The sequence below is a fragment of the Streptomyces sp. AC1-42W genome (assembly GCF_003248355.1).
Lineage (GTDB): Bacteria > Actinomycetota > Actinomycetes > Streptomycetales > Streptomycetaceae > Streptomyces.
In genome coordinates, this window is the sequence record NZ_QKWY01000002.1 from 2,551,027 (window position 1) to 2,577,513 (window position 26,487).

The 26,487-nt window shown below is 70.8% G+C and carries 17 protein-coding genes; 10 read left to right on the forward strand and 7 right to left on the reverse strand.

The features are described 5' to 3' along the window. Positions 1 to 157: 157 nt before the first annotated feature. The 3 genes from dxs to DNK56_RS29415 all read left to right on the forward strand — a co-directional run bounded on the left by dxs (position 158) and on the right by DNK56_RS29415 (position 5,101). Positions 158 to 2,137 carry a 1-deoxy-D-xylulose-5-phosphate synthase gene (gene dxs, locus DNK56_RS29405; protein WP_111338808.1) on the forward strand — a complete coding sequence of 660 codons (1,980 nt, stop codon included), beginning with the start codon at positions 158 to 160 and terminating at the stop codon, positions 2,135 to 2,137. Positions 2,138 to 2,299: 162 nt separating this feature from the next. Beyond that, the gene (locus DNK56_RS29410; RefSeq protein WP_111338809.1) at positions 2,300 to 3,805 is read left to right on the forward strand and encodes an amino acid permease; all 1,506 of its coding nucleotides are present in this window, start codon (positions 2,300 to 2,302) and stop codon (positions 3,803 to 3,805) included. A 165-nt stretch (positions 3,806 to 3,970) separates the two neighbouring features. After that, positions 3,971 to 5,101: a hypothetical protein gene (locus DNK56_RS29415; RefSeq protein WP_111338810.1), complete on the forward strand. Its 1,131-nt coding sequence runs from the start codon at positions 3,971 to 3,973 to the stop codon at positions 5,099 to 5,101. Between the two features lie 97 nt (positions 5,102 to 5,198). Here the strand turns inward: DNK56_RS29415 and DNK56_RS29420 are convergent, their stop codons facing one another. Continuing rightward, positions 5,199 to 6,317: an LCP family protein gene (locus tag DNK56_RS29420; RefSeq protein ID WP_111338811.1), complete on the reverse strand. Its 1,119-nt coding sequence runs from the start codon at positions 6,315 to 6,317 to the stop codon at positions 5,199 to 5,201. 353 nt (positions 6,318 to 6,670) lie between these two features. Between DNK56_RS29420 and DNK56_RS29425 the strand changes: the two genes are divergently transcribed. The 6 genes from DNK56_RS29425 (at position 6,671) to DNK56_RS29450 (ending at position 17,165) form a co-directional block, all read left to right on the forward strand. Then, complete coding sequence (locus DNK56_RS29425; protein WP_111338812.1) at positions 6,671 to 7,684, forward strand: hypothetical protein; 1,014 nt, start codon at positions 6,671 to 6,673, stop codon at positions 7,682 to 7,684. Between the two features lie 375 nt (positions 7,685 to 8,059). Next, a complete protein-coding gene (locus DNK56_RS29430; RefSeq protein WP_111339661.1) occupies positions 8,060 to 9,862 on the forward strand; it encodes a stealth family protein in 1,803 nt (600 codons plus the stop codon). Further along, positions 9,859 to 10,788: a hypothetical protein gene (locus DNK56_RS29435; RefSeq protein WP_111338813.1), complete on the forward strand. Its 930-nt coding sequence runs from the start codon at positions 9,859 to 9,861 to the stop codon at positions 10,786 to 10,788. Before DNK56_RS29430 ends, DNK56_RS29435 begins: the two co-directional genes overlap by 4 nt. Before the next feature lie 9 nt (positions 10,789 to 10,797). Next, complete coding sequence (locus DNK56_RS29440) at positions 10,798 to 13,671, forward strand: stealth conserved region 3 domain-containing protein (protein ID WP_111338814.1); 2,874 nt, start codon at positions 10,798 to 10,800, stop codon at positions 13,669 to 13,671. A 58-nt stretch (positions 13,672 to 13,729) separates the two neighbouring features. Further along, positions 13,730 to 15,733 (forward strand): PIG-L family deacetylase, encoded by a 2,004-nt coding sequence (locus tag DNK56_RS29445; RefSeq protein WP_111338815.1) that lies wholly within the window; start codon positions 13,730 to 13,732, stop codon positions 15,731 to 15,733. Positions 15,734 to 15,776: 43 nt separating this feature from the next. Then, a complete protein-coding gene (locus DNK56_RS29450) occupies positions 15,777 to 17,165 on the forward strand; it encodes a GDSL-type esterase/lipase family protein (RefSeq protein WP_111338816.1) in 1,389 nt (462 codons plus the stop codon). Positions 17,166 to 17,240: 75 nt separating this feature from the next. Here the strand turns inward: DNK56_RS29450 and DNK56_RS29455 are convergent, their stop codons facing one another. From DNK56_RS29455 to DNK56_RS29475, 5 genes are all read right to left on the reverse strand, one after another. Next, positions 17,241 to 19,370 (reverse strand): 3-hydroxyacyl-CoA dehydrogenase NAD-binding domain-containing protein, encoded by a 2,130-nt coding sequence (locus tag DNK56_RS29455; protein ID WP_111338817.1) that lies wholly within the window; start codon positions 19,368 to 19,370, stop codon positions 17,241 to 17,243. Continuing rightward, the gene (locus DNK56_RS29460; protein WP_111338818.1) at positions 19,367 to 20,593 is read right to left on the reverse strand and encodes a thiolase family protein; all 1,227 of its coding nucleotides are present in this window, start codon (positions 20,591 to 20,593) and stop codon (positions 19,367 to 19,369) included. Before DNK56_RS29460 ends, DNK56_RS29455 begins: the two co-directional genes overlap by 4 nt. Positions 20,594 to 20,868: 275 nt before the next feature. Beyond that, complete coding sequence (locus tag DNK56_RS29465; RefSeq protein WP_199563583.1) at positions 20,869 to 22,143, reverse strand: HRDC domain-containing protein; 1,275 nt, start codon at positions 22,141 to 22,143, stop codon at positions 20,869 to 20,871. A gap of 141 nt (positions 22,144 to 22,284) precedes the next feature. Further along, positions 22,285 to 22,947, reverse strand: a complete 663-nt coding sequence (locus DNK56_RS29470) for a helix-turn-helix transcriptional regulator (protein WP_111338820.1) — start codon at positions 22,945 to 22,947, stop codon at positions 22,285 to 22,287. A 251-nt stretch (positions 22,948 to 23,198) separates the two neighbouring features. After that, complete coding sequence (locus DNK56_RS29475) at positions 23,199 to 23,858, reverse strand: DUF3000 domain-containing protein (RefSeq protein ID WP_111338821.1); 660 nt, start codon at positions 23,856 to 23,858, stop codon at positions 23,199 to 23,201. 92 nt (positions 23,859 to 23,950) lie between these two features. Here DNK56_RS29475 and hemE point away from each other — a divergent pair, with 92 nt between their 5' ends. Continuing rightward, positions 23,951 to 25,024 (forward strand): uroporphyrinogen decarboxylase, encoded by a 1,074-nt coding sequence (hemE, locus tag DNK56_RS29480; protein ID WP_111338822.1) that lies wholly within the window; start codon positions 23,951 to 23,953, stop codon positions 25,022 to 25,024. A gap of 39 nt (positions 25,025 to 25,063) precedes the next feature. Here the strand turns inward: hemE and DNK56_RS29485 are convergent, their stop codons facing one another. Continuing rightward, positions 25,064 to 26,446 (reverse strand): FAD-dependent oxidoreductase, encoded by a 1,383-nt coding sequence (locus DNK56_RS29485; RefSeq protein ID WP_111338823.1) that lies wholly within the window; start codon positions 26,444 to 26,446, stop codon positions 25,064 to 25,066. Positions 26,447 to 26,487: the final 41 nt, after the last annotated feature.

Genomic DNA, 26,487 nt, shown 5'->3' on the forward strand with positions numbered 1-26,487 from the left:
CCGTCTGCCGGGCGGCGCCCGGCCCCCCGCCAAGGGGCGCCGGGCTCCGGCGTGCGGCGGGACGGAAGGGGCAGTACGCCCCGCCCCCCGCTCCGGAGGGAGGCCGTTAGACTCATCGGATCGGCAAGCTCGACCAGCACAATCGCAAGGAGGCACGGTGACACAGCCGCGCGAAGCGCGTCCCGCACGGGCGGTGGTGGGCGACGGAGGAGATCTGCTGACCGGCATCGGCGGACCACGTGACCTCGACCGACTCACCCCCGAGCAGCTGGTTCGGCTCGCCGAGGAGATCCGCACCTTCCTCGTCGACGCCGTCTCCAAGACCGGCGGCCACCTCGGACCCAACCTCGGCGTGGTCGAGCTGACCATCGCCCTGCACCGGGTCTTCGACTCGCCGAAGGACAAGGTCCTCTTCGACACCGGCCACCAGAGCTACGTGCACAAGCTCCTCACCGGCCGCCAGGACTTCAGCAGGCTCAAGAGCAAGGGCGGCCTGTCCGGCTACCCCTCGCGCGCCGAGTCCGAGCACGACGTCATCGAGAACTCGCACGCCTCCACCGTCCTCGGCTGGGCGGACGGCCTCGCCAAGGCCAACGAGGTACGCGGCAAGGACGACCACGTCGTGGCCGTCATCGGCGACGGCGCGCTGACCGGCGGCATGGCCTGGGAGGCGCTGAACAACATCGCCGCCGCCAAGGACCGCCCCCTCGTCATCGTCGTCAACGACAACGAGCGCTCCTACGCCCCCACCATCGGCGGCCTCGCCAACCACCTGGCCACCCTGCGCACCACCGACGGCTACGAGCGCTTCCTCGCCCGCGGCAAGGACCTCCTGGAGCGCACCCCCGTCGTCGGCAAGCCGCTGTACGAGACGCTGCACGGCGCCAAGAAGGGCCTCAAGGACTTCATCGCCCCGCAGGGCATGTTCGAGGACCTCGGCCTGAAGTACGTCGGCCCCATCGACGGCCACGACATCGAGGCCCTGGAGTCCGCGCTCCAGCGCGCCAAGCGCTTCGGCGGCCCCGTCATCGTGCACTGCCTCACCGAGAAGGGCCGCGGCTACACCCCCGCCCTCCAGGACGAGGCCGACCGCTTCCACGCCGTCGGCAAGATCCACCCCGACACGGGCCTGCCCGTCGCCACCTCCGGCCTCGACTGGACCTCGGTGTTCGGCGAGGAGATGGTCAAGCTCGGCCACGAGCGCGAGGACATCGTCGCCATCACCGCGGCCATGCTCCAGCCGGTCGGCCTGACCAAGTTCGAGAAGGAGTTCCCGGACCGGATCTACGACGTCGGCATCGCCGAGCAGCACGGCGCCGTCTCCGCAGCCGGCCTCGCCACCGGCGGACTGCACCCCGTCTTCGCGGTGTACGCCACCTTCCTCAACCGCGCCTTCGACCAGGTCCTGATGGACGTCGCCCTGCACAAGTGCGGCGTCACCTTCGTCCTGGACCGGGCCGGCATCACCGGTACGGACGGCGCCTCGCACAACGGCATGTGGGACATGTCCATCCTCCAGGTCGTCCCCGGCCTGCGCATCGCCGCCCCGCGCGACGCCGACCAGGTCCGCGCCCAGCTCCGCGAGGCCGTCGAGGTCGACGACGCGGCGACCGTCGTCCGCTTCTCCAAGGGCGCCGTCGGCCCCTCGGTCAAGGCCGTCGGCACGGTGGGCGGCATGGACGTGCTGCGCAAGCCGGCCGCCGCCAAGCCCGACGTGCTGCTCGTCTCCATCGGCGCGCTCGCCCCGATGTGCCTGGAGATCGCCGACCTGCTCGACGCCCAGGGCATCTCGACCACGGTCGTGGACCCCCGCTGGGTCAAGCCCGTCGACGAGGCCATGGCCCCGCTCGCCGCGCAGCACCGCGTGGTCGTCACCGTCGAGGACAACAGCCGGGCCGGCGGCGTCGGCTCCGCGATCTCCCAGGCCCTGCGCGACGCCGACGTGGACGTGCCGCTGCGCGACTTCGGCATCCCGCCGGTCTTCCTCGACCACGCCTCCCGCAAGGAGGTCATGGCCGAGATCGGGCTGACCGCCCCGGACATCGCCCGCCAGGTCACCGGCCTGGTCGCCAAGCTCGACGGCCGCTACGACACGGCCGCCGACAACCGCACCGTCGCGGAGCACGTCGCGGACTGAGCCGTACCACCGCTTCGGCCGAACGGGCCGGTCGGACCACCCGTAACGAGTGGTCCGACCGGCCCGTTCGCGTGAAATCCGGCCCCGGCAGGCGTGCCGCGCGCACGTGGTGATGCATGCTCCGAATCATGGCGGGCACGACAAGTGCGTGGAGGTACGCCGGTGAGCACGCAGCAGGACCTGCCCCCCAGCGGAGACGGGCTGTTCAGGACCAAGACGGTCGAGCAGTCCATCCGGGACACCGAGGAGCCGGAGCACGCCCTCAGAAAGTCGCTCTCCGCGCTCGACCTCACCGTCTTCGGGGTCGGCGTCGTCATCGGCACCGGGATCTTCGTCCTCACCGGAAAGGTCGCCAAGGAGACCGCGGGCCCCGCCACCGCCCTCGCCTTCGTGGTCGCCGGCGTCGTCTGCGCCCTGGCCGCCCTGTGCTACGCGGAGTTCGCGTCCACGGTCCCGGTCGCCGGGTCCGCGTACACCTTCTCGTACGCCTCGCTCGGTGAACTGGTCGCCTGGATCATCGGCTGGGACCTGGTGCTGGAGTTCGCGCTCGGCACCGCGGTGGTCGCGGTCGGCTGGTCCGGCTACGTCCGCTCGCTGCTGGACAACGCGGGCTGGCATCTGCCGGACGTGCTGTCCGGGCCCGACGTGGCGGAAGGATTCGGCTTCGACATCCTCGCCTTCGCCCTGGTGCTGCTGCTCACCGTGATCCTGGTGCTCGGCATGAAGCTCTCCGCCCGGGTCACCGCCGTGGTCGTCGCCGTGAAGATCGCCGTCGTGCTGATCGTCATCATCGCCGGACTGTTCTTCATCGACACCGGCAACTACTCGCCGTTCATCCCGGAGGCCGAGCCGCAGCCCTCCGGGTCGGGGCTCGACGCCCCGCTGGTCCAGCTCATCTTCGGCTACGCCCCGACCAACTTCGGCGTGATGGGCATCTTCACCGCCGCCTCCATCGTCTTCTTCGCCTTCATCGGCTTCGACGTCGTCGCCACGGCCGCCGAGGAGACCAAGCTGCCGCAGCGCGACATGCCGCGCGGCATCCTGGCCTCCCTGCTCATCTGCACCGTGCTGTACGTCGCGGTGTCGATCGTCGTCACCGGGATGCAGCACTACACGGAACTGTCCGTCAGCGCCCCGCTCGCGGACGCCTTCAAGGCGGTCGGGCACCCCTTCTACGCGGGCGTCATCAGCTTCGGCGCCGCCGTCGGCCTCACCACCGTCTGCATGATCCTGCTGCTGGGCCAGACCCGGGTGTTCTTCGCGATGAGCCGCGACGGCCTGCTCCCCACGTTCTTCTCCAAGACCCACCCGCGCTTCCGCACCCCGTACCGCCCCACCATCCTGCTCGGTGCGGTGATCGCCGTGGTCGCCGGGGTGACCAGCATCAACGAGCTGGCGACCCTGGTGAACATCGGCACCCTCTTCGCCTTCGTGGTCGTCGCGCTCGGCGTCATCGTGCTGCGCCGCACCCGCCCGGACCTGCACCGCGCCTTCCGTACGCCGCTGGTGCCGCTGATCCCGGTCCTGTCGGTGGCCGCGTCGGTCTGGCTGATGCTGAACCTGCCGGCCGAGACCTGGCTGCGGTTCGCGATCTGGATGGTGCTCGGCGCGATCGTCTACTTCGCGTACGGCCGCTCGCACAGCCGCCTGCACCGCGACCGGGGCTGAGCCGGGCCGCGGACTGCCCGGGGGCCTCGCATGCGCGGGCGGACGCGGTGATTCCATGGGTTCGAACGGTGATTCTATGATGGGTGCTCCCCGACTTCCGGGTGCCGGTCGTGACACAAAGCCGCAGATCGGGAGCGGACCATCACGGAAGGAAGACGCCACGACATGCGAGTCAGGTCGAGACGTGTCCGGGGGAGTGCCTCCGGCAAGGGCGAGGACGCCCTGCGAGACGTCGAAAGCCCCAGTGGGACGGCCGGAACCCCGGTCGACGGACGCTGGCTCGTGCGTGGCAAGGACGGCCGGCTCACCGCGTACGCCCGCGACGAGGACGGGATCGTGCGCTGGACCGAGGAGCGTCCCGGCGGCCCCCGCTGGCAGGGCCCGGAGTTCTTCCCCGCCCCGGACGTCGACCGCATCGGCATCGCCCAGGGCGAGGACGGCTACGTCCACTTCGTCGGGCGCCGCTCGGTGCGGGAGGACGAGGGCCCGCCGGCGGTGGACCTCGTCCACGCCGTCCAGTACCAGACGGGCCGCCCGGTCACCGCGTTCCGCTCGCTGGGCAACCCGTACAAGGACGGTGACGAGCGCGGCGCCCGCATCGGCCCGCCGGGCGCCGCGGTCGCCCCGACCGGCATGGTCCACGTCTTCGTCCGCAACGCCAACGGCGGGATGATGCTGCGCCGCGAGGCGAAGAACGGCAAGTGGGAGGGGTGGAAGGACCTCCGGGGCACCCTCGGCAAGGAGACGATGGCCGTCGCGGTCGCCGAGTCCGGGCGCATCGAGCTGTTCGTCCCCGGCACCACCAAGGCGATGCGGTGGGCCCAGAGCGAGCCGGGCGGCGCCTTCGAGAAGGGCACCAACCTCAACGTCAAGATCGCCGGCGGCGCGGTGAGCGCGCTGGCGACGGCACCCGACCGCACCACCTACTACTGGACCGACGCCGCCACGGGCGCCCTGGTCGCCAGCCGTGCGGACACCCCGCCCGTCACCATCGGCGACACCCCGGCCGAGGGCCGGATCGCCGTGCTGCGCGCCGAACTGGACGGCTACGACTGCACGGTGCTGGCCCACCGCACGCGCGACGGCCGCGTGATGCTGGCGGCCTGCGGTACGGAGAACGAGGCCGGGGGCCTGTGGTGGGCGGCGACGGGGGAGCGCACCCCGGCCCCGCCCGCGCTGGCGCTCGACGGCCGGGGGCGCGTGGTGCTCGCGCTGATGGGTGAGCGCGGCGGGCTGTACGTGGCCCGGCAGAACGACGAACCGGGCCTGGCGCTGGGCCCGGCCGAGCGGGTGTGAGGAAACGCCGGACAGCGGGGGAGCGGGGCGCCGGCTGCGGCCGGCGCCCCGCTCCTTTCCGTTCTGTGCGTCCGGGGTCCCGGCCCCGGACGCCGGGTCAGCCCTGGCCGAGCGCGGGCGACTTCTTGGCGGACTCGGGGATCGGCGCGTCCTCGCGGATCGCCTTCCACAGGGCCGACGCGCGCGACTCGACGGCCACGACGCGGTTGCGGTCGATCTTGTCGTACTCGACGGGCAGCATGATCGTCTCCATCGACTCCGGGTCGACCCCGTTCATCGAGCGGGCGAACTTCGCCAGCGAGGTGAGCGAGGCCAGCTCGTCGTCGGTGGTCAGGGCGGCGGTGGCCGAGTTGGCGATCTTGTAGGCGCTGGTCGGGCTGCCCAGCAGGTCCTGGTTCTTGACCTCCTTGAGCAGCGCGACGAGGAACTGCTGCTGGAGGCCGATGCGGCTCAGGTCCGTACCGTCGCGCAGGCTGTAGCGGGTGCGGACGAACTTCAGGGACTCGGTGCCGTCGAGCTTCTGCGGGCCGGCTTCGAGGTCCAGCCCGGTCTTCTTGTCGTGGATGGGTTCCTTGACGTCGATGGTGACGCCGCCGATGGCGTCGACCAGCCCCTTGAACCCGGCGAAGTTGATCTCCAGGTAGTGGTCGATGCGCACGCCGGACATCTTCTCGACGGTCTTGACCACGCAGGACGGGCCGACCTGCGAGTAGACCGAGTTGAACATCACACGGTTCGCGGTGGGCACCGTCGAGCCGTCCGCCTTGGTGCACTCGGGCCGGGTGACGAGGGTGTCGCGCGGGATGGACACGGCGACGGCCTTGTCCCGGCCCTCCGGGATGTGCACGACGAGCGCGGTGTCGGAGCGTGCCCCGCTGACCCCGGCCCCGCCGCCGAGTTCCTTGTTCTCGGACCCGGCCCGCGAGTCCGAACCGAGGACGAGCAGGTTCTGCCCGCTGGTCGGCAGCTTCTCGGGGCGGTCCTCGCCGAGCGCCTTGTTGATGTCGACGCCGGTGATGTTGCCGTCGAGCCGGCTGTAGAGCCAGTAGGCCGTGCCGCCTGCGGCGATGAGCAGGACGAGCAGGACGATCAGGGTGATCTTGAGGCCGCGGCGCCGCTTGCGGCCTGCCTTGCGGCTCGCCTTGCGCTTCCCCGCGCGGCCGGGGGACGCCGGACTGCTTTCCTGCGTGCTCTCGGCTGTCGCGTCATGGGTCATCGTGGTCGAGTCCTCAAATCTCGTGGCCCCTGGGGCGGGCTGTGGAGTGCGTGGGACTCGGGTGGGGGGCGCGGCCGGTCCGTGCGTGTATGACTGAGCGTGCACTATAGAACAGAGGATCGTGCGAACGGGTGTTTTGGTTCCCGGTGACCGGGGACTGAACGGCCGCGCCCGGCAGGCCGGGGCTGAGCATATGATGCTATTGGTCCCGTGTGCGCGGGATGAAGAGCCGGTGAAGGGCAGGGGGGCCAGGGGGTATGAGGAGAAGGAAACCGGACTTCTCGGGCGGCGCCCTGCTGTCGGCTCCTCCGTCCGGCGGTCACCGGGTCACCGGGACCCCGCGCGGACGCTGGATGACGCTCGGTAAGGACGGCAGGCTCACGCTGTACGCCCGCACGGACGGCGGACTGCTGCGCTGGACGCAGCGAAGCGTCGCCGGCGACGCCTGGGACGGCCCCGACCTCTTCGCGATCGAGGGCCTGACCGACCTGACCGTCGTCCAGGGCGCCAACGCCTACGTCCACTTCCTGGGCCGCCGCGAGGGCCGCGACGCCGAGGGCCCCCACGTGGACTTCGTGCACGCCGTCCAGTACCAGACGGGCCGCCCCGTCACGGAGTGGCGCTCCCTCGGCAACATCTACCGCGACCGGGAACGGGGCCTGAAGGTGGGCGCCCCGGCCGGGGCCGTCGACGCCCAGGGCACCGTCTTCGTCTTCGCGCGCAACGCGGGCCGCGGCCTCCAGATGCGCCGCGAGGGCAAGGGCGGCAAGTGGGGCTCCTGGCAGGACCTCAAGGGCAGCGGCCTCTCCGCGGAGATCGTGCCCTCGGTGACCTCCGGCGGCCTCGTGGAGGTCTTCGTCACGGGCGACCGGGGCGTGCAGCAGTGGCGCCAGGAGGCACCGGACGGCCCGCTGGTGATGGCCCCCGCCCTGCAGTTCTACGCCCTGGAGGGCTCCGCGACGGCGCTGGAGACGGCGCCGGACCGGCTCACGTACTACTGGACCGACGCGGCCACGGCCGGGATCGTCGCCTACCGGGCCGGTGCCTGGCCCGTGCTGCTCGGCGGACATCCCGGAGAGGGGGCCGTCGTGGCCCTGCGCACCATGCTCGACGGCTATGACTGCACGGTCCTGGCACAGCGCGGAACGGGAGGAACGCTGCTGATCGGGGTTTGTGGGACCGGCGCGGAGCAGGACGGAGTCTGGTGGTCCGACACCGCGGAGGAGTGCACCAGTGCTCCGGCGCTGGCTGTGGACGGCCACGGTCGTGTCGTCGTGGCGGTGCATGGCAAGGACGGCTCGATGTCTCTTGCCCGCCAGGAGCCGGGTCCGGGTCTCACGCTCTCGCCGCAGTGGCTCAGGCTGTGAACCGGCTGTGTGCTGATCGACGGCGGGTCGTCATTTCGCCGTTACATGGTGTTTTCGTGAAGCCGTAAAAGGCTGTACGACTTTTCAGTGGTATTCATCACTGGCATTTGTTGCATATGTCCACTTTTTTAACTGGACGTTGACCACTTCTTTGTGTGAAGGTTCTGTGGCTTGTTCACAAGTGAGCAAGCTCGACCGCCTCGCGGGGCGGTCTTCATGGGGGATGACAGGTTTCGGTCTCATGCCGTCCTCGTCCGGCCGCAACGAGGCGTCCGGTCGAGTCGGGCGCTGGACCGCAGTGGCGTGGGTGGTGGATGCCTCGTGGTCGGTTCCGGCAATCCGGAGGCGGGATCGCTGGTTTCGGCGTACCGGTCCGTGGTGCCGGCCGGGGCACGGAGGCGCATCGTCCGCAAGGTGCCGGCCCCGCTGCGCTCCGCGGTCAAGTCGTCCTTCGGCTCCGTCGACGCCATCCGGTCCGCGACCGTCGTGTGGGCGATGGGCGGCCGCCGCAACGCCCCCCGGCACAGCGTCGCCGCCACCCGCCGCGTCGTACGCGTCAAGGGCCGGCACATGCACGCCCTCGTCGTCGACGGCGCCACGGCCTGGGCCGCCCGGGCCCGCAACCTCCACATCCTCATCGCCGCGCTGGAAGCCGGCGGGATCGACTACTTCTGCATCCGGGGCGCCACCAAGGACCTGCCCACCGTCGCGGTCCCCGCCGACCAGCGCGAAGCGGCCGAGGAAATGTTCCAGATCGCCTTCGACCAGACCCCCGGCTACGTCGGCGCCGCCACCGCGGCGGAGTCCGGCATGCGCCCGGGCGACAACGCCAAGTCCTGGCGCCAGCTCCGCAGGCACGACGCCCTCCGGCTCGCCTGGTACGTCACCGACCCCACCCAGGAACTCTCCTTCGGCGCCGACCAGGGCTGCGACGTGGAGTTCTGGAAGGAGCGCGACGGACTGCTCGAGGCACCCCGCCCCAACCGGGTGGTGGCCGAGGTACCGGTCGACGCCCCCCGCTACACCGTCCCGCAGGCCCTGTTCGCCCTCATCCCCGGCGCCTACACCACCGGCAGCGCCCGCACGGTCGCCGAGTTCACCCAGCCCCTGGCCGAGGACCACCTCTTCCCCATCGACGTCGTCTACACCTGGGTCGACGACTCCGACTCCCAGTGGAGCGCCGAACGCGACGCCGCCCGCTCGGGCCGCACGGGAAGCCCCGCCCGCACGCTGCACGCCCAGGCCGCCAACGACTCCCGCTTCACCAGCCGCGACGAGCTGCGCTACTCCCTGCGCTCCCTGCACCAGTACGCGCCCTGGGTCCGCACCATCTACCTGGTCACCGCCGGCCAGGTGCCCAGCTGGCTGGACACCGAGGCACCCGGCATCAAGGTCGTCGACCACCGCGAGATCTTCTCCGACCCGACCGCCCTGCCCACGTTCAACTCGCACGCCATCGAGAGTCAGCTCCACCACATCGAGGGCCTGTCCGAGCACTTCCTGTACTTCAACGACGACGTGTTCCTCGGCCGCCCGGTCGGCGCCGACCGCTTCTTCCACACCAACGGCCTGACCAAGTTCTTCCAGTCCAAAGCACTCATCCCCAGCGGCCCCGTCGCCACTGAGGACCTGCCGGTGAACGCCGCGGGCAAGAACAGCCGGGCCCTGATCGAGCGGTCCTTCGGCACCCGCATCGCGCAGAAGATGAAGCACACCCCGCACGCACTGCGGCGCAGCATCCTCTCCGACATCGAACTGGTCTACAGCGCGGAGCACCACCGCACCCAGCACTCCCGCTTCCGGTCGCCCGAGGACGTCCCCATCGCCTCCTCCCTGCACCACTACTACGGCTTCCACACCGGTCGCACGACCACCGGGAACCTGCGCTACCAGTACATCGACCTCGCCGCCGACCAGGCCCGGCGACGCCTGGACAACCTCCTGGCCCACCGGAACTTCGACACGTTCTGCCTGAACGACACCGTCGAGCACCCCGACCCCGAGGCCCAGGAACGCATGGTCCGATCGTTTCTTGACCGGTACTTCCCCGTCCCCAGTCGCTACGAGCTACCCGACGGGGTCGTCGGGCCCACCCGGCTCACCGACCGCCGCGTCCCGCACACGACGCTCGACGCGGTTTCCACGCACAACGGCCTCGCTGACGGAGTTGCCAGATGAAACGCCGACGCCCCATGCGGGCATTGCGCCGCCGGACCGCCCGCGTCCGGTCGGTCCTGCTGCGTCGCTACTTCCTGCCCCGCCGTCAGGGTCGCGCGGCTGTGCTCCGCTACGCCGCCGTGCTCGACGGGCAGACCGTGAACCTCCACGCCCGGATGCCGCACTGGGTACGACCGGACGAGGGCGCCCGGATCGAGTTGAAGCGCCGAGGCCGTCGGCACACAGCAGCTGCCAAGGTCTACTCCGACCACGACGGGGGAGTGGCGATGGACGCCGCGATCCTGCTCGGGCAGGAAGTGAACGGCCTACCGCTGACGCCCGGCCGCTGGAAGATCCGGCTGCGCCTGTCCCGCGGGCTCCGACGGCGTTCACTGCCGCTGCTCTTGGTGGACCCGCCCGTTCCGTACGGTGGTCCGACGCGCCCCATGGAGGCGTCCGCCGCTACCGGCGGCCGCTACCGGCTCGGTCGCAGCGTCACCGGAAACGCCCTGGTCACCTTCAGTCGGCCGCAGCCGTCGACAGAGGTCGTACGGGTCCACGTGACCCACAGCCAGGTGGACGTGACCTTCCGTGTGGTGGGCGCCGAGCCCAAGGCCCCATCCGTCGAGTTCGCCGCCTCCGGCCGCCGTCTCGAAGCCGTCGCGGAACCGTCCGGCGACGGCCTCTGGCAGGTGACCGTGCCGCTGGATCTCATGGTCCCCACCCGGGACCGTGCCGAGCAGTGGGACCTGATCCTCATCTCCGACAACCTGCGCGACATGCGCCTGGGCCGACGCCTTCACGACGTCCGCAATCCCGGACGTGTCTTCGCTTACCGGCAGACCGCGGTCACGCCCATGGGCCTGCACCCCCTCCTCGTACTGCCCCGCTACACACCCGCGGGTAATTTCCGCATCCAGTGCAGCCCGATGACGGAAGCCGTGTAACCGCACCTCATGAAGATCACCTTTCTCCTGCTCACCGCGGACGCCGTGGGGGGCACCGAACGAGCGGTGTTCAACCAGGCCGCCGAACTCGTGGGCAACCATGACGTCCGCGTGATGAGCATCCTCAAGACCAAGCCCGAGCTGTTCTTCCCGATCGATGAGCGCATCCGCGTCGACTACCTCATCGACCAGACCGGTGCCACTCCTGCCCCCATCCGTCCCACCGGTCTCGCCTCCGAGGCATGGGCACAGGTCGCGGACCGGCCGAGCAGCCTGGTCGACCCCGCATGGGAAGCCGCATTCAACCGGTTGACCGACCTGGAACTGGAGTACGCCCTCCAGCACACCGACACGGACCTGCTGATCACCACTACGCCGGCGCTGATGGCCCTCGCGGTGCAGCTGGCACCCCCGCACCTGATGACGCTCCACCAGGAGCACCGGGTTTCCGAGCTGCGGGGCGCCAGCGCCGAACCGCTGCTGCGTTACGCCTCCCGCTTGGACGCCCTCGCCGTGCTCAGCAACCGCACGCGTGACTGGTTTGCCGAGACCCTAGGCCACAGCGCGCCGCGCATCGACGTCGTCCCCAACGCTCTGCCGCGCGGATTCCGACCCCGCTCGACCCTGGAGACCCAAAGCGTCGTCATTGCGGGCCGCCTGGTCGGCGAGAAGCAGATCGACCACGCGATCACCATCTGGGACACTGTCGTCCGCAGACATCCCACATGGCGGCTCCGCATCTTCGGGGACGGTCCGCTCGCCGGTGGCCTGCGGCGCCAGATCGACATGCTCGGCTTGCACGACAGCGTTCAACTCAATGGCAACTCCCCACATCTGGCGGAGGAGTGGGCCAAGGCCAGCATCGCCCTCATGACGTCCCGCAACGAGGCATTTCCCCTGGTACTTACGGAGGCTCAGGCCGCCGGGGTGCCGGTGGTTTCGTATGACTGCCCCAACGGTCCGCGTGAAGTCATCCTGGACGGCCAGACCGGCATCCTTGTGCCGGCCGGGGACACGGACGCAGCCGCCCATGCGCTCATCCGCCTGATCGAGGACGCGCAACTTCGCCATGCCATGGGCCACGCGGCAGCGGAATCGGTTGCCCGGCTGGCACCCCCCGTGGTCACCGCCATGTGGGAGACGATCTTCGCCGAGCTGCACGCCGCACGGGCCTCCGGGGACCGGGAGTCACGCAAGGCGGAACGCCAGGCATTGCACGCATTGATGAGCGGCCAGGACGGAATCCTTCGCCCGGCCGCTCCGGCCCCGGCTACGACCATCGACACCAAGGCCCAGCGCGCTTTGGAGGAGCGGTTGCTGCGTACCGACCGGTCCCTCGTGCGCGATGGCGGGCAGCTGTGCCGCCGTATGGGCAGCGAATCCCCCTGGGATGTGGTCCAGTACAACCTGGCGCTGGTCGCGACGGCCCTGGAGAACGCGCGCATCCCGTACTTCCTGACCAGAGACACCAACGTCAGGCACGCGGTGGCTGTCCACGCGTCCAACCGGGAGGCCGTGCTCAAGGCGCTCACCGCGGCGCACTCGGACAACGCGGTGTACGTGGCACTGCTCAATGAACGCCAGAGCCCAACTGCCACCTTCCTGGCAGCTTTTGCGGAGCAGTACACCCAGGCGCCCTGCTCCGCAGTACGCGTCTATCAGAACGCCGTCACACCTGCCCGCACGCTTCGTCTCGCCGGGGTCTACGGATGCACCATCAACTTCTGGGAGGAGGACCCGGACGATGCGAGCACCCTGGTCTCACCCGTGCGCACCGTGGTGGGCGACCGGGTCTCCACCCAGACCATGAACATGGTCGCGACAGTACGGGGCGGACGGACCTACCCCACGATCGAGCCGTATGCCGTTCCCGTCCACGGGGACGTCGACTTCCCCATCGACGCCGTCTACACCTGGGTCAACGGCGGGGACATCGCCTGGCTGGAACGGAAGAACGCGGTTATGCAGGCCCTCGGCATGCAGACCGAGGACTCCGCGAGCAGCGCCGCCCGCTTCCGCGACCGCGATGAACTGCGCTACTCACTGCGCTCGATCGACATGTACGCCCCCTGGATTCGCACCATCTACCTGGTCACTGACCAGCAGGTACCGGAATGGCTCGACCTGAACCACCCGAGGGTCCGTGTGGTCGACCACCGGGAGGTCTTCACCGACCCGTCCGCGCTGCCGACATACAACTCGCACGCCATCGAGAGCCAACTGCACCATATCGATGGGCTTTCCGAGCACTTCCTGTACTTCAACGACGACGTCTTCGTCGGCCGGGTGCTCCAGCCGAGCATGTTCTTCCACAGCAACGGTGTCGCCAAACACTTCATGTCTCCGACGACCGTGCCCATGGGGCCGATCACGGTCGCCGACGAGTTCAACGTGAGTGCCGCCAAGAACAACCGCGAACTGATAGCCGGGTCCTTCGGGCAGACCATCGCCCACTCGTTCCTGCACGCGCCTCACCCCCTGCGCCGCAGCGTCCTCGCGGACATCGAGCACTACTACGGACCCGCCGTCACCCGCACCGCTGCCAGTCGCTTCCGCAGCCACTCCGATCTCGCTGTCGCCTCGTCCCTGCACCACTACTTCGGCTTTCACACCCAGCGATCGGCACCGGGCAGCATCAACTGCGGCTTCGTCAACGTGGGCCTCAGCGAGCATCGGCAGCGTCTGTCCCGCCTTCAGCTCAACCGGCCGCACGATGTGTTCTGCCTGAACGACTACCACGACGGAGACGTGACCGAGGACGAGCAGGACGCTGTCCTGGCAGCCTTCCTGCCCTCGTACTTCCCGGTGGCCAGCCAGTTCGAGGCAGGCTCTCCGCGCAACCAGCGCTTCCACGCCGGGAGTCTGCCGGGGTGGCCGCTGTGAGCCGGTCCTGCCCCCACTTCTCCTTCTCTGCCGTGTCCGATCGGAGCGTTCAGCGACCATGACCCAACCAGCCGAGGCGAACTCCACTTCGCTCTTCCAGGTGTTCGCGCACGCCGACGACGATCTCTACTTCGCCAACCCCGACCTCTACCGGGTGCTGGCCGCAGGCCACCGTGTGACGAGCGTTTACCTCACCGCCGGCGAGGCGGACGGGCGCAACGTGGACACGCGCGACCCTCTGCGGGGGCAGGCTCCGGTCGACTACGCCGGATACATGGAGGCACGGCAGAACGGGCTGCGCGCCGCCTACGCCACCATGGTCCTCGGCACCAGGGACGCCGCTTGGGTCCGGGAGGCGGTCGAACTCGTTCCCGGTGTGGCCGCTGAGCGGTGCTATCTGTCGGACGCACCGCACGTGCAGCTCTTCTTTCTGGGGCTGCGAATGGTTGATGCCGCCCATGGGTTCCCGGCAGAGCAGCCGAAAGTGCGGCTGACCGGTCTCTGGGACGGCCGTGCCGTCCGGCAGCCGACCCTCCTTGCCGCTGAGTCCCCCCTGCACCAGGCACAGGCCTTGAGCCGCGAGGACGTCGTCGGCGCTCTTGCACAATTGCTTTCCTATGCCCAGCCCACGCTTCTGTGGACCATGGACCCGGACCCGCTGCACGAGTCGTACGACGAGAACCGCGGCATCACCTCCAGCGATCACGCGGACCACACCGCCACGGCTCAATTCGCCCGCGAGGCACTCCGCAGACACCTGCGTGCCGGGGGCCGCCCGCCTTTGACCGAGCACTTCACGGGCTATGGGAACAAGAACTGGCCGAGCAACCTCAGCGAGCGTTCCCACACACTGAAGAAGACGCTGATCGAGGTATACACAGGGGCCGACGGCCACGCCTGTGCGCACCGCTACTGCGGTGATCTCCAACTCGGCGACGGTTCCGACATACGCCGATACGGGTGGAGCACCCGCAGCCGTTATCCGCAGGACACGCGGTGGTTGCACCGGCAGACGGACGGCCGACTCGCCGCATACGCGGTTCTGGGCGACCAGGCGGCCGTGTGGACGGAGACGGAAGCCGGCTCCGGGCGCTTCGGGGGACCGGTTCTGCTGCCCGGCGGCGACCTCGTGCCGTGCCTCGCCGTCGCCCCCGACCGCACCGGCGGCGTCCACCTCGTCGGTCTGCGGCGCGTGCCCGGTGCTGAGGGGCGGGTCGACGTAGAGGTGGTGCGCATGTGGCGCCAGGGACGTACGGGCTCCGTGCTGCCCTGGGAGTCGATGGGGAACCCCGACGCTGCCACCCGAGACTGGCAGCGTTGCCGCGAGGTTGGAGTACCCACTGCGGTGGTGGACCCGGCCGGGCATCTGCACGTCTTCGTACGCAACTTCGCGGTGGGCGTCAGCATGCGCCGAGAGACGCCGGAAGGGCTCGCCGGCTGGGAGGTTCTCGGCGGCCGCGGAATGCAGGACACCCTCACCACGGTGGCACGGTCCACCGGCCGAATCGACATGTACGCAGCGAACAGGACCGGCGGAGTCCGGTGGCGACAGGAGACCGTATACGGCCCCTTCAAGCTGGAGGATCAGCTGGTGACAGGCGTGCCGGAGAGCTGGCGACCCGCGTCGGGGCTGACCCCCGTTCAGATCGGCCGCAGCCGAGTGGCGCTGTTCTACCGGGAGGAGGAATCCGGAGCGGTGATGCGTCATCGGCAGCGGCCCAACGGAACGTGGGAGCAGCGGGTGGATCGGCTCAGTGACGACGGAGGGACCGGTGCGATTGCCGCGGCCCGGCTGATCGCCCCGGACCACGACCTCGTGGTCCTCGCCCGCAGGGACGAACACAGCCGGCCGGCGGTCGCCACACTGACGACGGACGACCGGGGCACCGGACAGCCCGAGTGGGAGCGCCACGACATCCAGATGGTCGGCGCACCGTCCGTCGCGGTCGATGTTCACGGCCGGGCAGTGGTCGCGGTGCTCGGCACAGACGGTCGACTGCACTGGGCGAGGCAGGAAGAGCCCGAGCGGGGTACCCGTTTCGGCCCGTGGCAGGCAGGCTGACCCCCGCCTCGGGGCCAGGCGACAACGGAGACGAGAAGAAGACATGGGAAAGATCTGCATCATCGGCAACTCGGTTGCCGCCTCCCGTACCGAGGAGGAGTCGCCGCTCGCCGGGTGGGGCCAGTACCTCACCGAGTTCCTGCGGCCCGAGTGCGACGTGCGCAACTACGCGCGCGATGCCATGACGCTGCGGGCCTACTACACAGGGCGATTCACAGCGTTGCTCACCCTCATCAGCCACGGTGACCTCGTACTCATCGCCTTCGGCAACGTCGAACAGCGGATCAACCAGCTCAACCGGTACCACGGTGCGCGGGAGTTCAAGGAGTACTTGCGGCTCTACGTCGAAGCGATTCGAACCGAGGGCGCTGTGCCCGTCCTGCTCACCCCAGCGGCCCGGTGCACCTTCGACATCTCGGGCAACCCGGTGAACACGCATGACGACTACCCTCGGCTGACCCTGGAGGCGGCTGCGGAACTCGGCTGCCCGGTCATTGATATGACGGCCTCCACCACTCAGCTACTCACTGAGCTCGGCCCCATGCGGGCCAAGGGGTTCTACCGGTGGCTGGACCCGGCGGAACACCCGAATCACCCCCAGGGCGTCATCGACGCCTCCCACTTCAACCATGCCGGGGCCCGTGAAGCGGCGAGGCTGGTGGCGAGCGGGCTGGCCGCCCTGCCCGGGCTGCCGCCCGGACTGGTGGACACCCAACGACTGGTGCCGGGACAGCTGCCCCCCGTGCAGACCGAGTTCACCGTGCAGCAGCCGCAGCTCGCACTGACCGCACAGCCCGAGGTCGCCGCCGCGCCGACCTTCACCTCACCGGCTCCCGGCGCCCTGGTCGGTGCCGGCCGCAAGCTGACGGGGACCGCGCCCAAGGGCGCCGAGTACGTGCTCTTCTTCGAGGAGGGCGAATACCTCGGCGGCACCCGTACCGCCGAGGACGGCGCGTGGCAGTGGCGGCGCGCCGTGCAGTGGCCAGGGGGCAGCCACAAGGTGACGGCGGTCGCCCTCGCGGGAAACGCTGTTTCCACGTCGGCTGAGACGGAGTTCGAGGTACTCGACCGGCTGGAACCCCCCGAGGTCGTAGGACCGCGCAAGGGGTCGTGGAACGGCCCCCGCCCCCGGTTCTCGGGCAAGGCGGGGCGTGGCGTCGAGAAGGTCATGGTGTTGGAGCAGGGGCGGCTCATAGCCGAGGCTCCGGTGCAGGACGACGGCAGTTGGAGGGTCGCACACGCCCACGACTGGCGGTCCGGCATACACACCGTCGAGTTCGTGGCTGTGTTCAGTGCCATTCACTCGCCTGCGGCGAGTCTGGAGCTGAAGGTGCACGGTGTCCCCGAAGACAGCTGGTTGCACACGTCGATGTCCTCCCGACTGCCCTGCGGGCCGGGCTGCGAGCACTATCCGGCGCTGCCCACCTGGTGACGTGAAAAGAAGGAGAGGGTTCCGCACAACCGGCCTGAGCCGGGCGTGCGGAACCCTCTCCGAAGAGCCTGAGCGTTACGCCGGGACGCTCGCCACGCCCGGCGCCAGGAACTTCTTCCCGTTCACCCGCTCCGACACGCCCTCGCGGTCCAGGTACGGCGTGATGCCGCCCAGGTGGAAGGGCCAGCCCGCGCCGGTGATCAGGCAGAGGTCGATGTCCTGGGCCTCGGCGACGACGCCCTCGTCCAGCATCAGGCCGATCTCCTGGGCCACCGCGTCCAGGACGCGGTCGCGGACCTGCTCCTCGGTGAGGACGGTGTCGCCCTGCTTGAGGAGGGCGGCGACCTCCGGGTCCAGCTCCGGCTTGCCGGAGTCGTAGACGTAGAAGCCGCGCTTGCCCGCCTTGACGACGGCCGCCAGGTTCTCGGAGACGGTGAAGCGCTCCGGGAAGGCGCGGTTCAGGGTCTCGGAGACGTGCAGGCCGATCGCCGGGCCGACCAGCTCCAGGAGCACCAGCGGGGACATCGGCAGGCCGAGCGGCTCGATGGCCTTCTCCGCGACCTCGACCGGGGTGCCCTCGTCGATGACGTTCTGGATCTCGCCCATGAAGCGGGTGAGGATGCGGTTGACGACGAACGCCGGGGCGTCCTTCACCAGCACCGCGGTCTTCTTCAGCTTGCGGGCCACCCCGAAGGCCGTGGCCAGCGAGGCGTCGTCCGTCTTCTCGCCGCGCACGATCTCCAGCAGCGGGAGGATCGCGACCGGGTTGAAGAAGTGGAAGCCGACGACCCGCTCGGGGTGCTGGAGCTTCGACGCCATCTCGGTGACCGAGAGGGAGGAGGTGTTGGTGGCGAGGATCGCGTGCGCCGGGGCGACCGCCTCGACCTCCGCGAACACCTGCTGCTTGACGCCGATCTCCTCGAAGACGGCCTCGATGATGAAGTCGGCGTCGGAGAAGCCCTCCGCCTTGTCCAGCACACCGGTGACCAGGGCCTTGAGGCGGTTGGCCTTGTCCTGGTTGACGCGGCCCTTGGCGAGCAGCTTCTCGATCTCGGCGTGGACGTAGCCCACACCCTTGTCCACGCGCTCCTGGTCGATGTCGGTCAGCACGACCGGCACCTCCAGGCGGCGCAGGAACAGCAGGGCGAGCTGGCCGGCCATCAGGCCCGCGCCCACCACACCGACCTTGGTGACCGGGCGGGCCAGGTTCTTGTCCGGGGCACCGGCCGGGCGCTTGGCGCGCTTCTGGACCAGGTTGAAGGAGTAGATGCCGGAGCGCAGCTCGCCGCCCATGATCAGGTCGGCCAGGGCCTGGTCCTCGCGGTCGAAGCCGGCGGACAGGTCGCCGTCCTTGGCCGCGGCGATGATCTCCAGCGCGCGGTAGGCGGCCGGGGCGGCGCCGTGCACCTTGGAGTCGGCGATGGCGCGGCCGCGGGCGACGGCCTGGTCCCAGGCGTCACCGCGGTCCACGTCGGGGCGCTCCACCGTGACCGTGCCGTTGAGCACGTCGGCGGTCCACACGAGCGAGCGCTCCAGGAAGTCCGCGCCCTCGAAGATCGCGTCGGCGATGCCGAGCTCGAAGACCTGCTTGCCCTTGAGCTGACGGTTCTGGTTCAGCGAGTTCTCGATGATCACCGAGACCGCGCGGTCGGCGCCGATCAGGTTCGGCAGCAGCGCGCAGCCGCCCCAGCCGGGCACCAGGCCGAGGAAGACCTCGGGCAGCGAGAACGCGGGCAGCGCCTTGGAGACGGTGCGGTACGTGCAGTGCAGCCCGACCTCGACCCCGCCGCCCATCGCCGCGCCGTTGTAGTACGCGAAGGTGGGCACCGCGAGGCCGGAGAGCCGGCGGAAGACGTCGTGGCCGCCCTTGCCGATGGCCAGCGCGTCCTTGTGCTCCTTGAGCAGCTCGACGCCCTTGAGGTCGGCGCCGACCGCGAAGATGAACGGCTTGCCGGTGATGCCGACGCCGGTGATCGCGCCCTCGGCGGCCTCCTTCTCGACCTGGTCGACGGCGGCGTTCAGGTTCGCCAGCGACTGCGGTCCGAAGGTGGTCGGCTTGGTGTGGTCCAGGCCGTTGTCCAGCGTGATGAGGGCGAAGCGCCCCGCCCCGGCCGGCAGGTCCAGGTGGCGTACGTGCGCCCGGGTGACGACCTCGTCCGGGAACAGCTCGGCCGCGCCCTTCAGAAGCTCGGTGGTGGTGCTCACTTGTCGCCTCCGGCGTTCTCGAAGTGCGGGTTCTCCCAGACGACCGTCGCGCCCATGCCGAAGCCGACGCACATGGTGGTCAGGCCGTAACGGACCTCGGGGTGCTCCTCGAACTGGCGGGCCAGCTGGGTCATCAGCCGGACCCCGGAGGAGGCCAGCGGGTGGCCGTAGGCGATGGCGCCGCCGTACTCGTTGACGCGGGCGTCGTCGTCGGCGATGCCGTAGTGCTCCAGGAAGGCCAGCACCTGGACGGCGAACGCCTCGTTGATCTCGAAGAGGCCGATGTCCGAGATGGACAGGCCGGCCTTGGCGAGGGCCTTCTCGGTGGCCGGGATCGGCCCGTAGCCCATGACCTCCGGCTCCACGCCCGCGAAGGCGTAGGAGACCAGGCGCATCTTGACCGGCAGGCCCAGCTCGCGCGCGACGTCCTCGGCGGCGAGCAGCGAGGCGGTGGCGCCGTCGTTGAGCCCGGCGGCGTTACCGGCCGTGACGCGGCCGTGGGCGCGGAAGGGGGTCTTCAGGCCGGCCAGGGACTCCATGGTGGTGCCCGGGCGCATCGGCTCGTCGGCGGTGACCAGGCCCCAGCCCGTCTCCCCGCCCTCCGGGCTGGTGCGGCGCACCGAGATCGGCACCAGGTCCTGCTGGATCTTGCCGTTGGCGTACGCCTTGGCGGCCTTCTCCTGCGAACGCACCGCGTAGGCGTCGGCGCGCTCCTTGGTGATCGTGGGGTAGCGGTCGTGCAGGTTCTCCGCGGTCATGCCCATGAACAGGGCGGACTCGTCGACCAGCTTCTCCGACACGAACCGCGGGTTCGGGTCCACGCCCTCGCCCATCGGGTGGCGGCCCATGTGCTCGACACCGCCGGCGACGACGACGTCGTACGCGCCGAAGGCGATGGAGCCGGCCGTCGAGGTGACGGCGGTCAGGGCGCCCGCGCACATGCGGTCGATGGAGTAGCCCGGTACGGACTGCGGCAGCCCGGCCAGAATGCCCGCGGTACGGCCGAGCGTGAGGCCCTGGTCGCCGATCTGCGTGGTCGCGGCGATGGCGACCTCGTCGATCTTCTTGGGGTCCAGGTCCGGGTTGCGGCGCAGCAGCTCCCGGATGGCCTTCACGACGAGATCGTCGGCGCGGGTCTCGTGGTAGATGCCCTTCGGGCCCGCCTTGCCGAACGGGGTGCGGACGCCGTCGACGAAGACGACGTCCCGGATGGTACGAGGCACGATGGCTCTCCTCCAGGGTGCGGGATGGCACTGCTGCGGGGCGCGCCCAGAAGGCACGCCGCTCCGCTCATGCTACTTGCGAGTAACCGGGCTGCCCACCCCCTGTGGCCGGAGCGGCGAAGGTCACATGCGGAAACTGCCCGGCCCCGGCCGCCCCGCACACGGCGAATGGCCCGGACGGACTCGGAAACGAGTCCGTCCGGGCCATTCGGGCGCCGCGCGCGCCGCGCGGAACCTGGCGTGAATACGCCCCTCCGTTGCGCTGTTCCGGCCGGTTACGCGGGTCCGGTGAGCGTCCGGAGCAGCAGCGGGGCCACCTGCTCGATCTGCCAGTGCCGCGCGCCGTAGCCCGCGAGCGCCGACTCCACCGTCTCCGGCGTCGGGTTCTTCGGCGGCTCCCAGCACACCCGGCGCACGGTGTCCGGCGTGATCAGGTTCTCCTGCGGCATGTGCAGCCGCTCCGCCAGCGCGGAGACCGCGGCGCGGGCGGCGGAGAGCCGGGCGGCGGCCGCCGGGTCCTTGTCGGCCCAGGCGCGCGGCGGGGGTGGTCCGGCGACGGCCTGGCCGGGCTGCGGCAGCTCCGTGTCGGGCAGCGCCTTGGCCCGGTCCACGGCGCCCTGCCACTGCTCCAGCTGGCGGCGCCCCATGCGCGGGCCGAAGCCGGGCAGGGCGGTCAGCGCGTGGACGTTGGGCGGCAGCGCGAGCGCGGCCTCGATGATCGCGGCGTCCCCGAGCACCTTGCCGGGCGAGATGTCGCGGCGCCGGGCGATCCGGTCGCGGGTGTTCCACAGCTCCCGGACCACCGCCATCTGCCGGCGGCGGCGGACCTTGTGCATCCCGGAGGTGCGGCGCCAGGGGTCCTGGCGCGGGGGAGCGGGCGGCGCCGAGGCGATGGCGTCGAACTCCTCGCGGGCCCAGCCGAGCTTGCCCTGCCGGTCGAGCTCGTCCTCCAGGGCGTTGCGCAGGTCGATGAGGAGTTCGACGTCGAGCGCGGCGTAGCGCAGCCAGGGCTCGGGCAGCGGGCGGGTGGACCAGTCGACGGCGGAGTGGCCCTTCTCCAGGGAGTAGCCGAGGACGTTCTCGACCATGGCGCCGAGGCCGACCCGCGGGAACCCGGCCAGCCGTCCGGCCAGCTCGGTGTCGAAGAGCCCGGTCGGCGTCATCCCTATCTCGCGCAGGCACGGCAGGTCCTGCGTCGCGGCGTGCAGAATCCACTCGGTGCCGCGCAGGACCTCACCGAGGCCGGACAGGTCGGGGCAGCCCACCGGGTCCACGAGCGCGCTGCCCGCGCCGTCGCGGCGCAGCTGTACGAGGTAGGCGCGCTGGCCGTAGCGGTAGCCGGAGGCCCGTTCGGCGTCCACGGCCACCGGGCCCGAGCCCGCGGCGAAGGCGGCGATCACTCCGGCCAGGTCGTCGTCGGACGCCACCACCGGTGGAATGCCCTCGCGTGGTTCGAGCAAGGGGATCGGCGCCGGGGCGACGTCGTCCGGGGGAGCGCCCCCGGTGGTTCGCAGTGATGTGTCTGCTGCGGTCTCTTGGGCGTCGGTCACGTGTCAAGGGTATCTGTGCGTGCGCGGCGCCCGCCGACGGAACGTTCCGTCGGCAGGCGCCGATGCGCGTAATCCAGCCGGTCGCGCGAACGGCGCACCGGCGGGGTGCGGTGGAGCGTGAGGGGTCGGTGGAGCGTGGACTCAGTGGATGATGCCCGTCCGCAGGGCGACGGCGACCATTCCGGCGCGGTCTCCGGTGCCGAGCTTGCGGGCGATGCGGGCGAGGTGGCTCTTGACGGTCAGGGCGGACAGGCCCATCGAGACGCCGATGGCCTTGTTGGACTGGCCCTCGGCGACGAGCCGGAGCACCTCCACCTCGCGGCCGGAGAGCTCGCGGTAGCCGCCCGGGTGGCTCGGGGAGCCGGGGGGCCGGCGGTGCATCCGGGCGGCGGTGGCGCCGATGGGGGCGACGCCGGGACGGGCCGGGTGGCCGATGTTGGTACGGGTGCCGGTGACGACGTAGCCCTTGACGCCGCCCGCGAGGGCGTTGCGCACGGCGCCGATGTCGTCGGCTGCGGACAGGGCCAGACCGTTGGGCCAGCCGGCGGCTCGGGTTTCGGACAGCAGGGTCAGCCCGGAACCGTCGGGCAGATGGACGTCGGCTACGCAGATGTCGCGCGGGTTGCCGACGCGGGGACGGGCCTCCGCGATGGACGACGCCTCGATGACGTCACGAACTCCGAGGGCCCACAGATGGCGGGTCACGGTGGAACGGACGCGCGGGTCGGCCACGACGACCATGGCCGTCGGCTTGTTCGGGCGGTAGGCGACCAGGCTTGAGGGCTGCTCGAGGAGAACGGACACCAGGCCTCCTGGGGAGTGGCGGGACGGGCCGGCTCGGGGATGAAGCCGGGGCGAACCGTGCTTGAAGGGTCATTGACTCCTTCGGCAGTACCCGCCTGCTCCTTTAGGGGAAGATCACGAATTCGTGCGTAATAATTCGGGCAAATGGGGCGGACGGTCGATTGTGTGAACGTCCAGCCGATGGCCGAAAGTATGCGCGCCGGAGCCGCGGACGCCGTGCACCCGCGGCGCAAGGGGCGGAATCCGAGGCGTTACGGGACCTGGGGGCCGCGCCGCTGGGGCAGCGTCACCACCGCCGCGTCCAGCGGACCGGACGGCGGCAGCCCCGCGATCTGGCACAGCAGATCGCCCCAGGCGACCAGATGCGCCGCCGCGTCCGGCACCCCGCCGCGCCCCTCGCGCGGCGTCCAGGACGCCCGGATCTCGATCTGCGTCGCCGGCCGCCGGGTCTCCAGCGCCCCGAAGTAGTGCGAGCCCGCCATGGTCACCGTGCCGCCGGCCTCGCCGTAGAACAGGCCGCGCGCCTCCAGCGCCCCGGTCAGCCAGGACCAGCACACCTCCGGCAGCAGCGGATCGGCGGCCATCTCCGGCTCCAGCTCGGCGCGCACCAGCGTCACCAGCCGGAAGGCCCCCTGCCAGGCCTCGTGCCCGGCCGGGTCGTGGAGCAGGACCAGCCGGCCGTCCGCGAGGTCGTCCTCGCCGTCGACGACCGCGGCCTCCAGCGCGTACGCGTGCGGCGCCAGCCGCTTCGGCGGGCGGGTCGGCTCCACCTCCAGCTCGGGACGCAGCCGCGCCGCGCGCAGCGCGTCCACCGCCGAACGGAACGCGGACGGAACGGCGGCACCCTCCGCGCCGTCCGTGCCGTCAGCGCCATCGGATTGACCGGAGATGTGTCCCTGAGCCGCAGCCATGCGGGGAAGAGTAGGCGGAATGCGCGCTCGGCGTGCGCAAGGACACCCGTGCGGGGGCGGGCTCGTTGTGCGCACGTGCGAAGATTCCTACCGTGAGTGCCAACGACCGCCCCTCCGGGCCGCTGACCCAGACTTCCGCCACCTACGACTCCGCGTTCCTCAAGGCATGCCGCCGCGAGCCGGTGCCGCACACGCCGGTCTGGTTCATGCGTCAGGCGGGACGCTCGCTGCCCGAGTACCTCAAGGTGCGCGAGGGCATCCCGATGCTCGACTCCTGCATGATGCCGGAGCTGGTCGCCGAGATCACGATGCAGCCCGTCCGCCGCCACGGGGTGGACGCCGCGATCTACTTCAGCGACATCGTCGTGCCCCTCAAGGCCATCGGCATCGACCTCGACATCAAGCCCGGCGTCGGCCCCGTCGTCGCCGAGCCGTTCCGCACCCGCGCCGACCTGGCCCGGCTGCGCGACCTCACGCCCGAGGACGTCCCGTACGTCACCGAGGCCATCGGGCTGCTCACGGCCGAGCTGGGGGCCACCCCGCTCATCGGCTTCGCGGGCGCGCCGTTCACACTCGCGAGCTACCTCGTGGAGGGCGGCCCGTCCCGCAACCACGAGCACACCAAGGCCATGATGTACGGCGACCCGCAGCTCTGGGCCGACCTGCTCGACCGCCTCGCCGAGATCACCGGTGCCTTCCTCACCGTCCAGATCGAGGCCGGCGCCTCCGCGATCCAGCTCTTCGACTCCTGGGTCGGCGCCCTCGCTCCTGCCGACTACCGGCGCTCGGTGCTGCCCGCCTCCGCGAAGGTGTTCGACACCGTCGCCCCGTACGGGGTGCCCCGCATCCACTTCGGCGTCGGCACCGGCGAACTCCTCGGCCTGATGGGCGAGGCCGGCGCGGACGTCGTCGGCGTGGACTGGCGCGTCCCGCTGGACGAGGCGGCGCGCCGCGTCGGCCCCGGCAAGGCGCTCCAGGGCAACCTCGACCCGGCGGTGCTGTTCGCGCCGACCCCCGCGGTGGAGGCCAAGGCGCAGGAGGTGCTGGACGCGGCGGCCGGCCTGGAGGGGCACATCTTCAACCTGGGCCACGGCGTGATGCCGACCATGGACCCCGACGCGCTGTCCCGCCTCGTCGAGTACGTCCACACCCGCACCGCCCGCTGAACCACCGCACGTCCCGCACCGCCCGGAGGCGGGCCCCGCTCAGGCGGAGCCCGCCTTCCGCAGCACCGAGACGGTCCTGCGGGCGGCCACCAGGACGGGGTCCCAGACCGGCGAGAACGGCGGCGCGTAGCCCAGGTCCAGGGCGGTCATCTGCTCCACCGTCATCCCGGCCGTGAGCGCCACCGCCGCCACGTCCACCCGCTTGGCCGCGCCCTCGCGGCCCACGATCTGCACACCGAGCAGCCGGCCCGTCCGGTACTCCGCGAGCATCTTCACCGTCATCGGCCGCGCGTTCGGGTAGTAGCCCGCCCGGCTCGTGGACTCGATCGTCGCCGTCACATACCGCAGCCCGACCGCCCGCGCGTCCTTCTCGCGCAGCCCGGTCCGGGCGATCTCCAGGTCGCACACCTTGCTCACCGCCGTACCCACCACACCGGGGAACGTGCCGTAGCCGCCGCCCACGTTGGAGCCGATGACCTGGCCGTGCTTGTTGGCGTGGGTGCCGAGCGCGATGTGCCGGGTGTGGCCCGCCACCAGGTCCAGCACCTCCACGCAGTCGCCGCCCGCCCAGATGTCCTCGTGCCCGGTGACCCGCATCGACAGATCGGTGAGCAGCCCGCCGTGCGGCCCCAGCGGCAGCCCGGCCGCCCGCGCGAGCTCCGTCTCCGGCCGCACCCCGATGCCGAGCACCACCACGTCCGCCGGATAGTCCGCGGTGTCCGTGACCACCGCGGCGACCCGGCCGTCCGGACCGGTCCGCACCCCGGTCACCTCCGCGCCGTTCACCGTGGTGATCCCCAGCCCGTCCATCGCGGCGTGGACCAGGCGCCCCATGTCCGGGTCGAGCGTCGCCATCGGCTGCTCGCCCCGGTTGAGGACGGTGACCTCGAAGCCGCGCTTCAGCATCGCCTCGGCCATCTCGACCCCGATGTAGCCCGCCCCGACGACGACCGCCCGCCGGCCCCCGGTCCGGTCCAGGGTGTCCAGCAGGGCCTGCCCGTCGTCCAGGGTCTGCACCCCGTGCACCCCCGGCGCGTCCATGCCGGGCAGCGCCGGACGCACCGGCCGGGCCCCGGTGGCGATCACCAGCTTGTCGTAGCCGGTCCAGTACGCCTCGCCGGACTCCCGGTCCAGGGCGCGCACCCGCCGGCCGGCCACATCGATCCCGGTGACCTCGGTGCGGGTGCGCAGATCGATGTCACGGGCCCGGTGCTCCTCGGGCGTACGGGCGATCAGCTCCTCCCGGTCCGTCACGTCGCCGCTGACCCAGTACGGGATGCCGCAGGCGGAGTACGAGGTGAAGTGGCCCCGCTCGAAGGCGGTGATGCTCAGCTCGTCCGGCCCCCTGAGCCGCCGGGCCCGGGACGCCGCGGACATCCCCGCCGCGTCCCCGCCGATGATCACCAGTCGTTCCGCCGCCATGCCAGTCCCTCCGAAGCCCGTCGATGCGCCCCCACGCTACG

Excerpts from the sequence above, each read along its gene's own strand:
- DNK56_RS29485 (WP_111338823.1), bottom strand. The coding sequence starts at position 26,446 with ATGGCGGCGGAACGACTGGTGATCATCGGCGGGGACGCGGCGGGGATG.
- DNK56_RS29440 (WP_111338814.1), top strand. The coding sequence starts at position 10,798 with ATGAAGATCACCTTTCTCCTGCTCACCGCGGACGCCGTGGGGGGCACC.
- DNK56_RS29420 (WP_111338811.1), bottom strand. The coding sequence starts at position 6,317 with ATGACCCATGACGCGACAGCCGAGAGCACGCAGGAAAGCAGTCCGGCG.
- DNK56_RS29435 (WP_111338813.1), top strand. The coding sequence starts at position 9,859 with ATGAAACGCCGACGCCCCATGCGGGCATTGCGCCGCCGGACCGCCCGC.
- DNK56_RS29475 (WP_111338821.1), bottom strand. The coding sequence starts at position 23,858 with ATGGCTGCGGCTCAGGGACACATCTCCGGTCAATCCGATGGCGCTGAC.
- DNK56_RS29415 (WP_111338810.1), top strand. The coding sequence starts at position 3,971 with ATGCGAGTCAGGTCGAGACGTGTCCGGGGGAGTGCCTCCGGCAAGGGC.
- DNK56_RS29445 (WP_111338815.1), top strand. The coding sequence starts at position 13,730 with ATGACCCAACCAGCCGAGGCGAACTCCACTTCGCTCTTCCAGGTGTTC.
- DNK56_RS29425 (WP_111338812.1), top strand. The coding sequence starts at position 6,671 with ATGACGCTCGGTAAGGACGGCAGGCTCACGCTGTACGCCCGCACGGAC.
- DNK56_RS29450 (WP_111338816.1), top strand. The coding sequence starts at position 15,777 with ATGGGAAAGATCTGCATCATCGGCAACTCGGTTGCCGCCTCCCGTACC.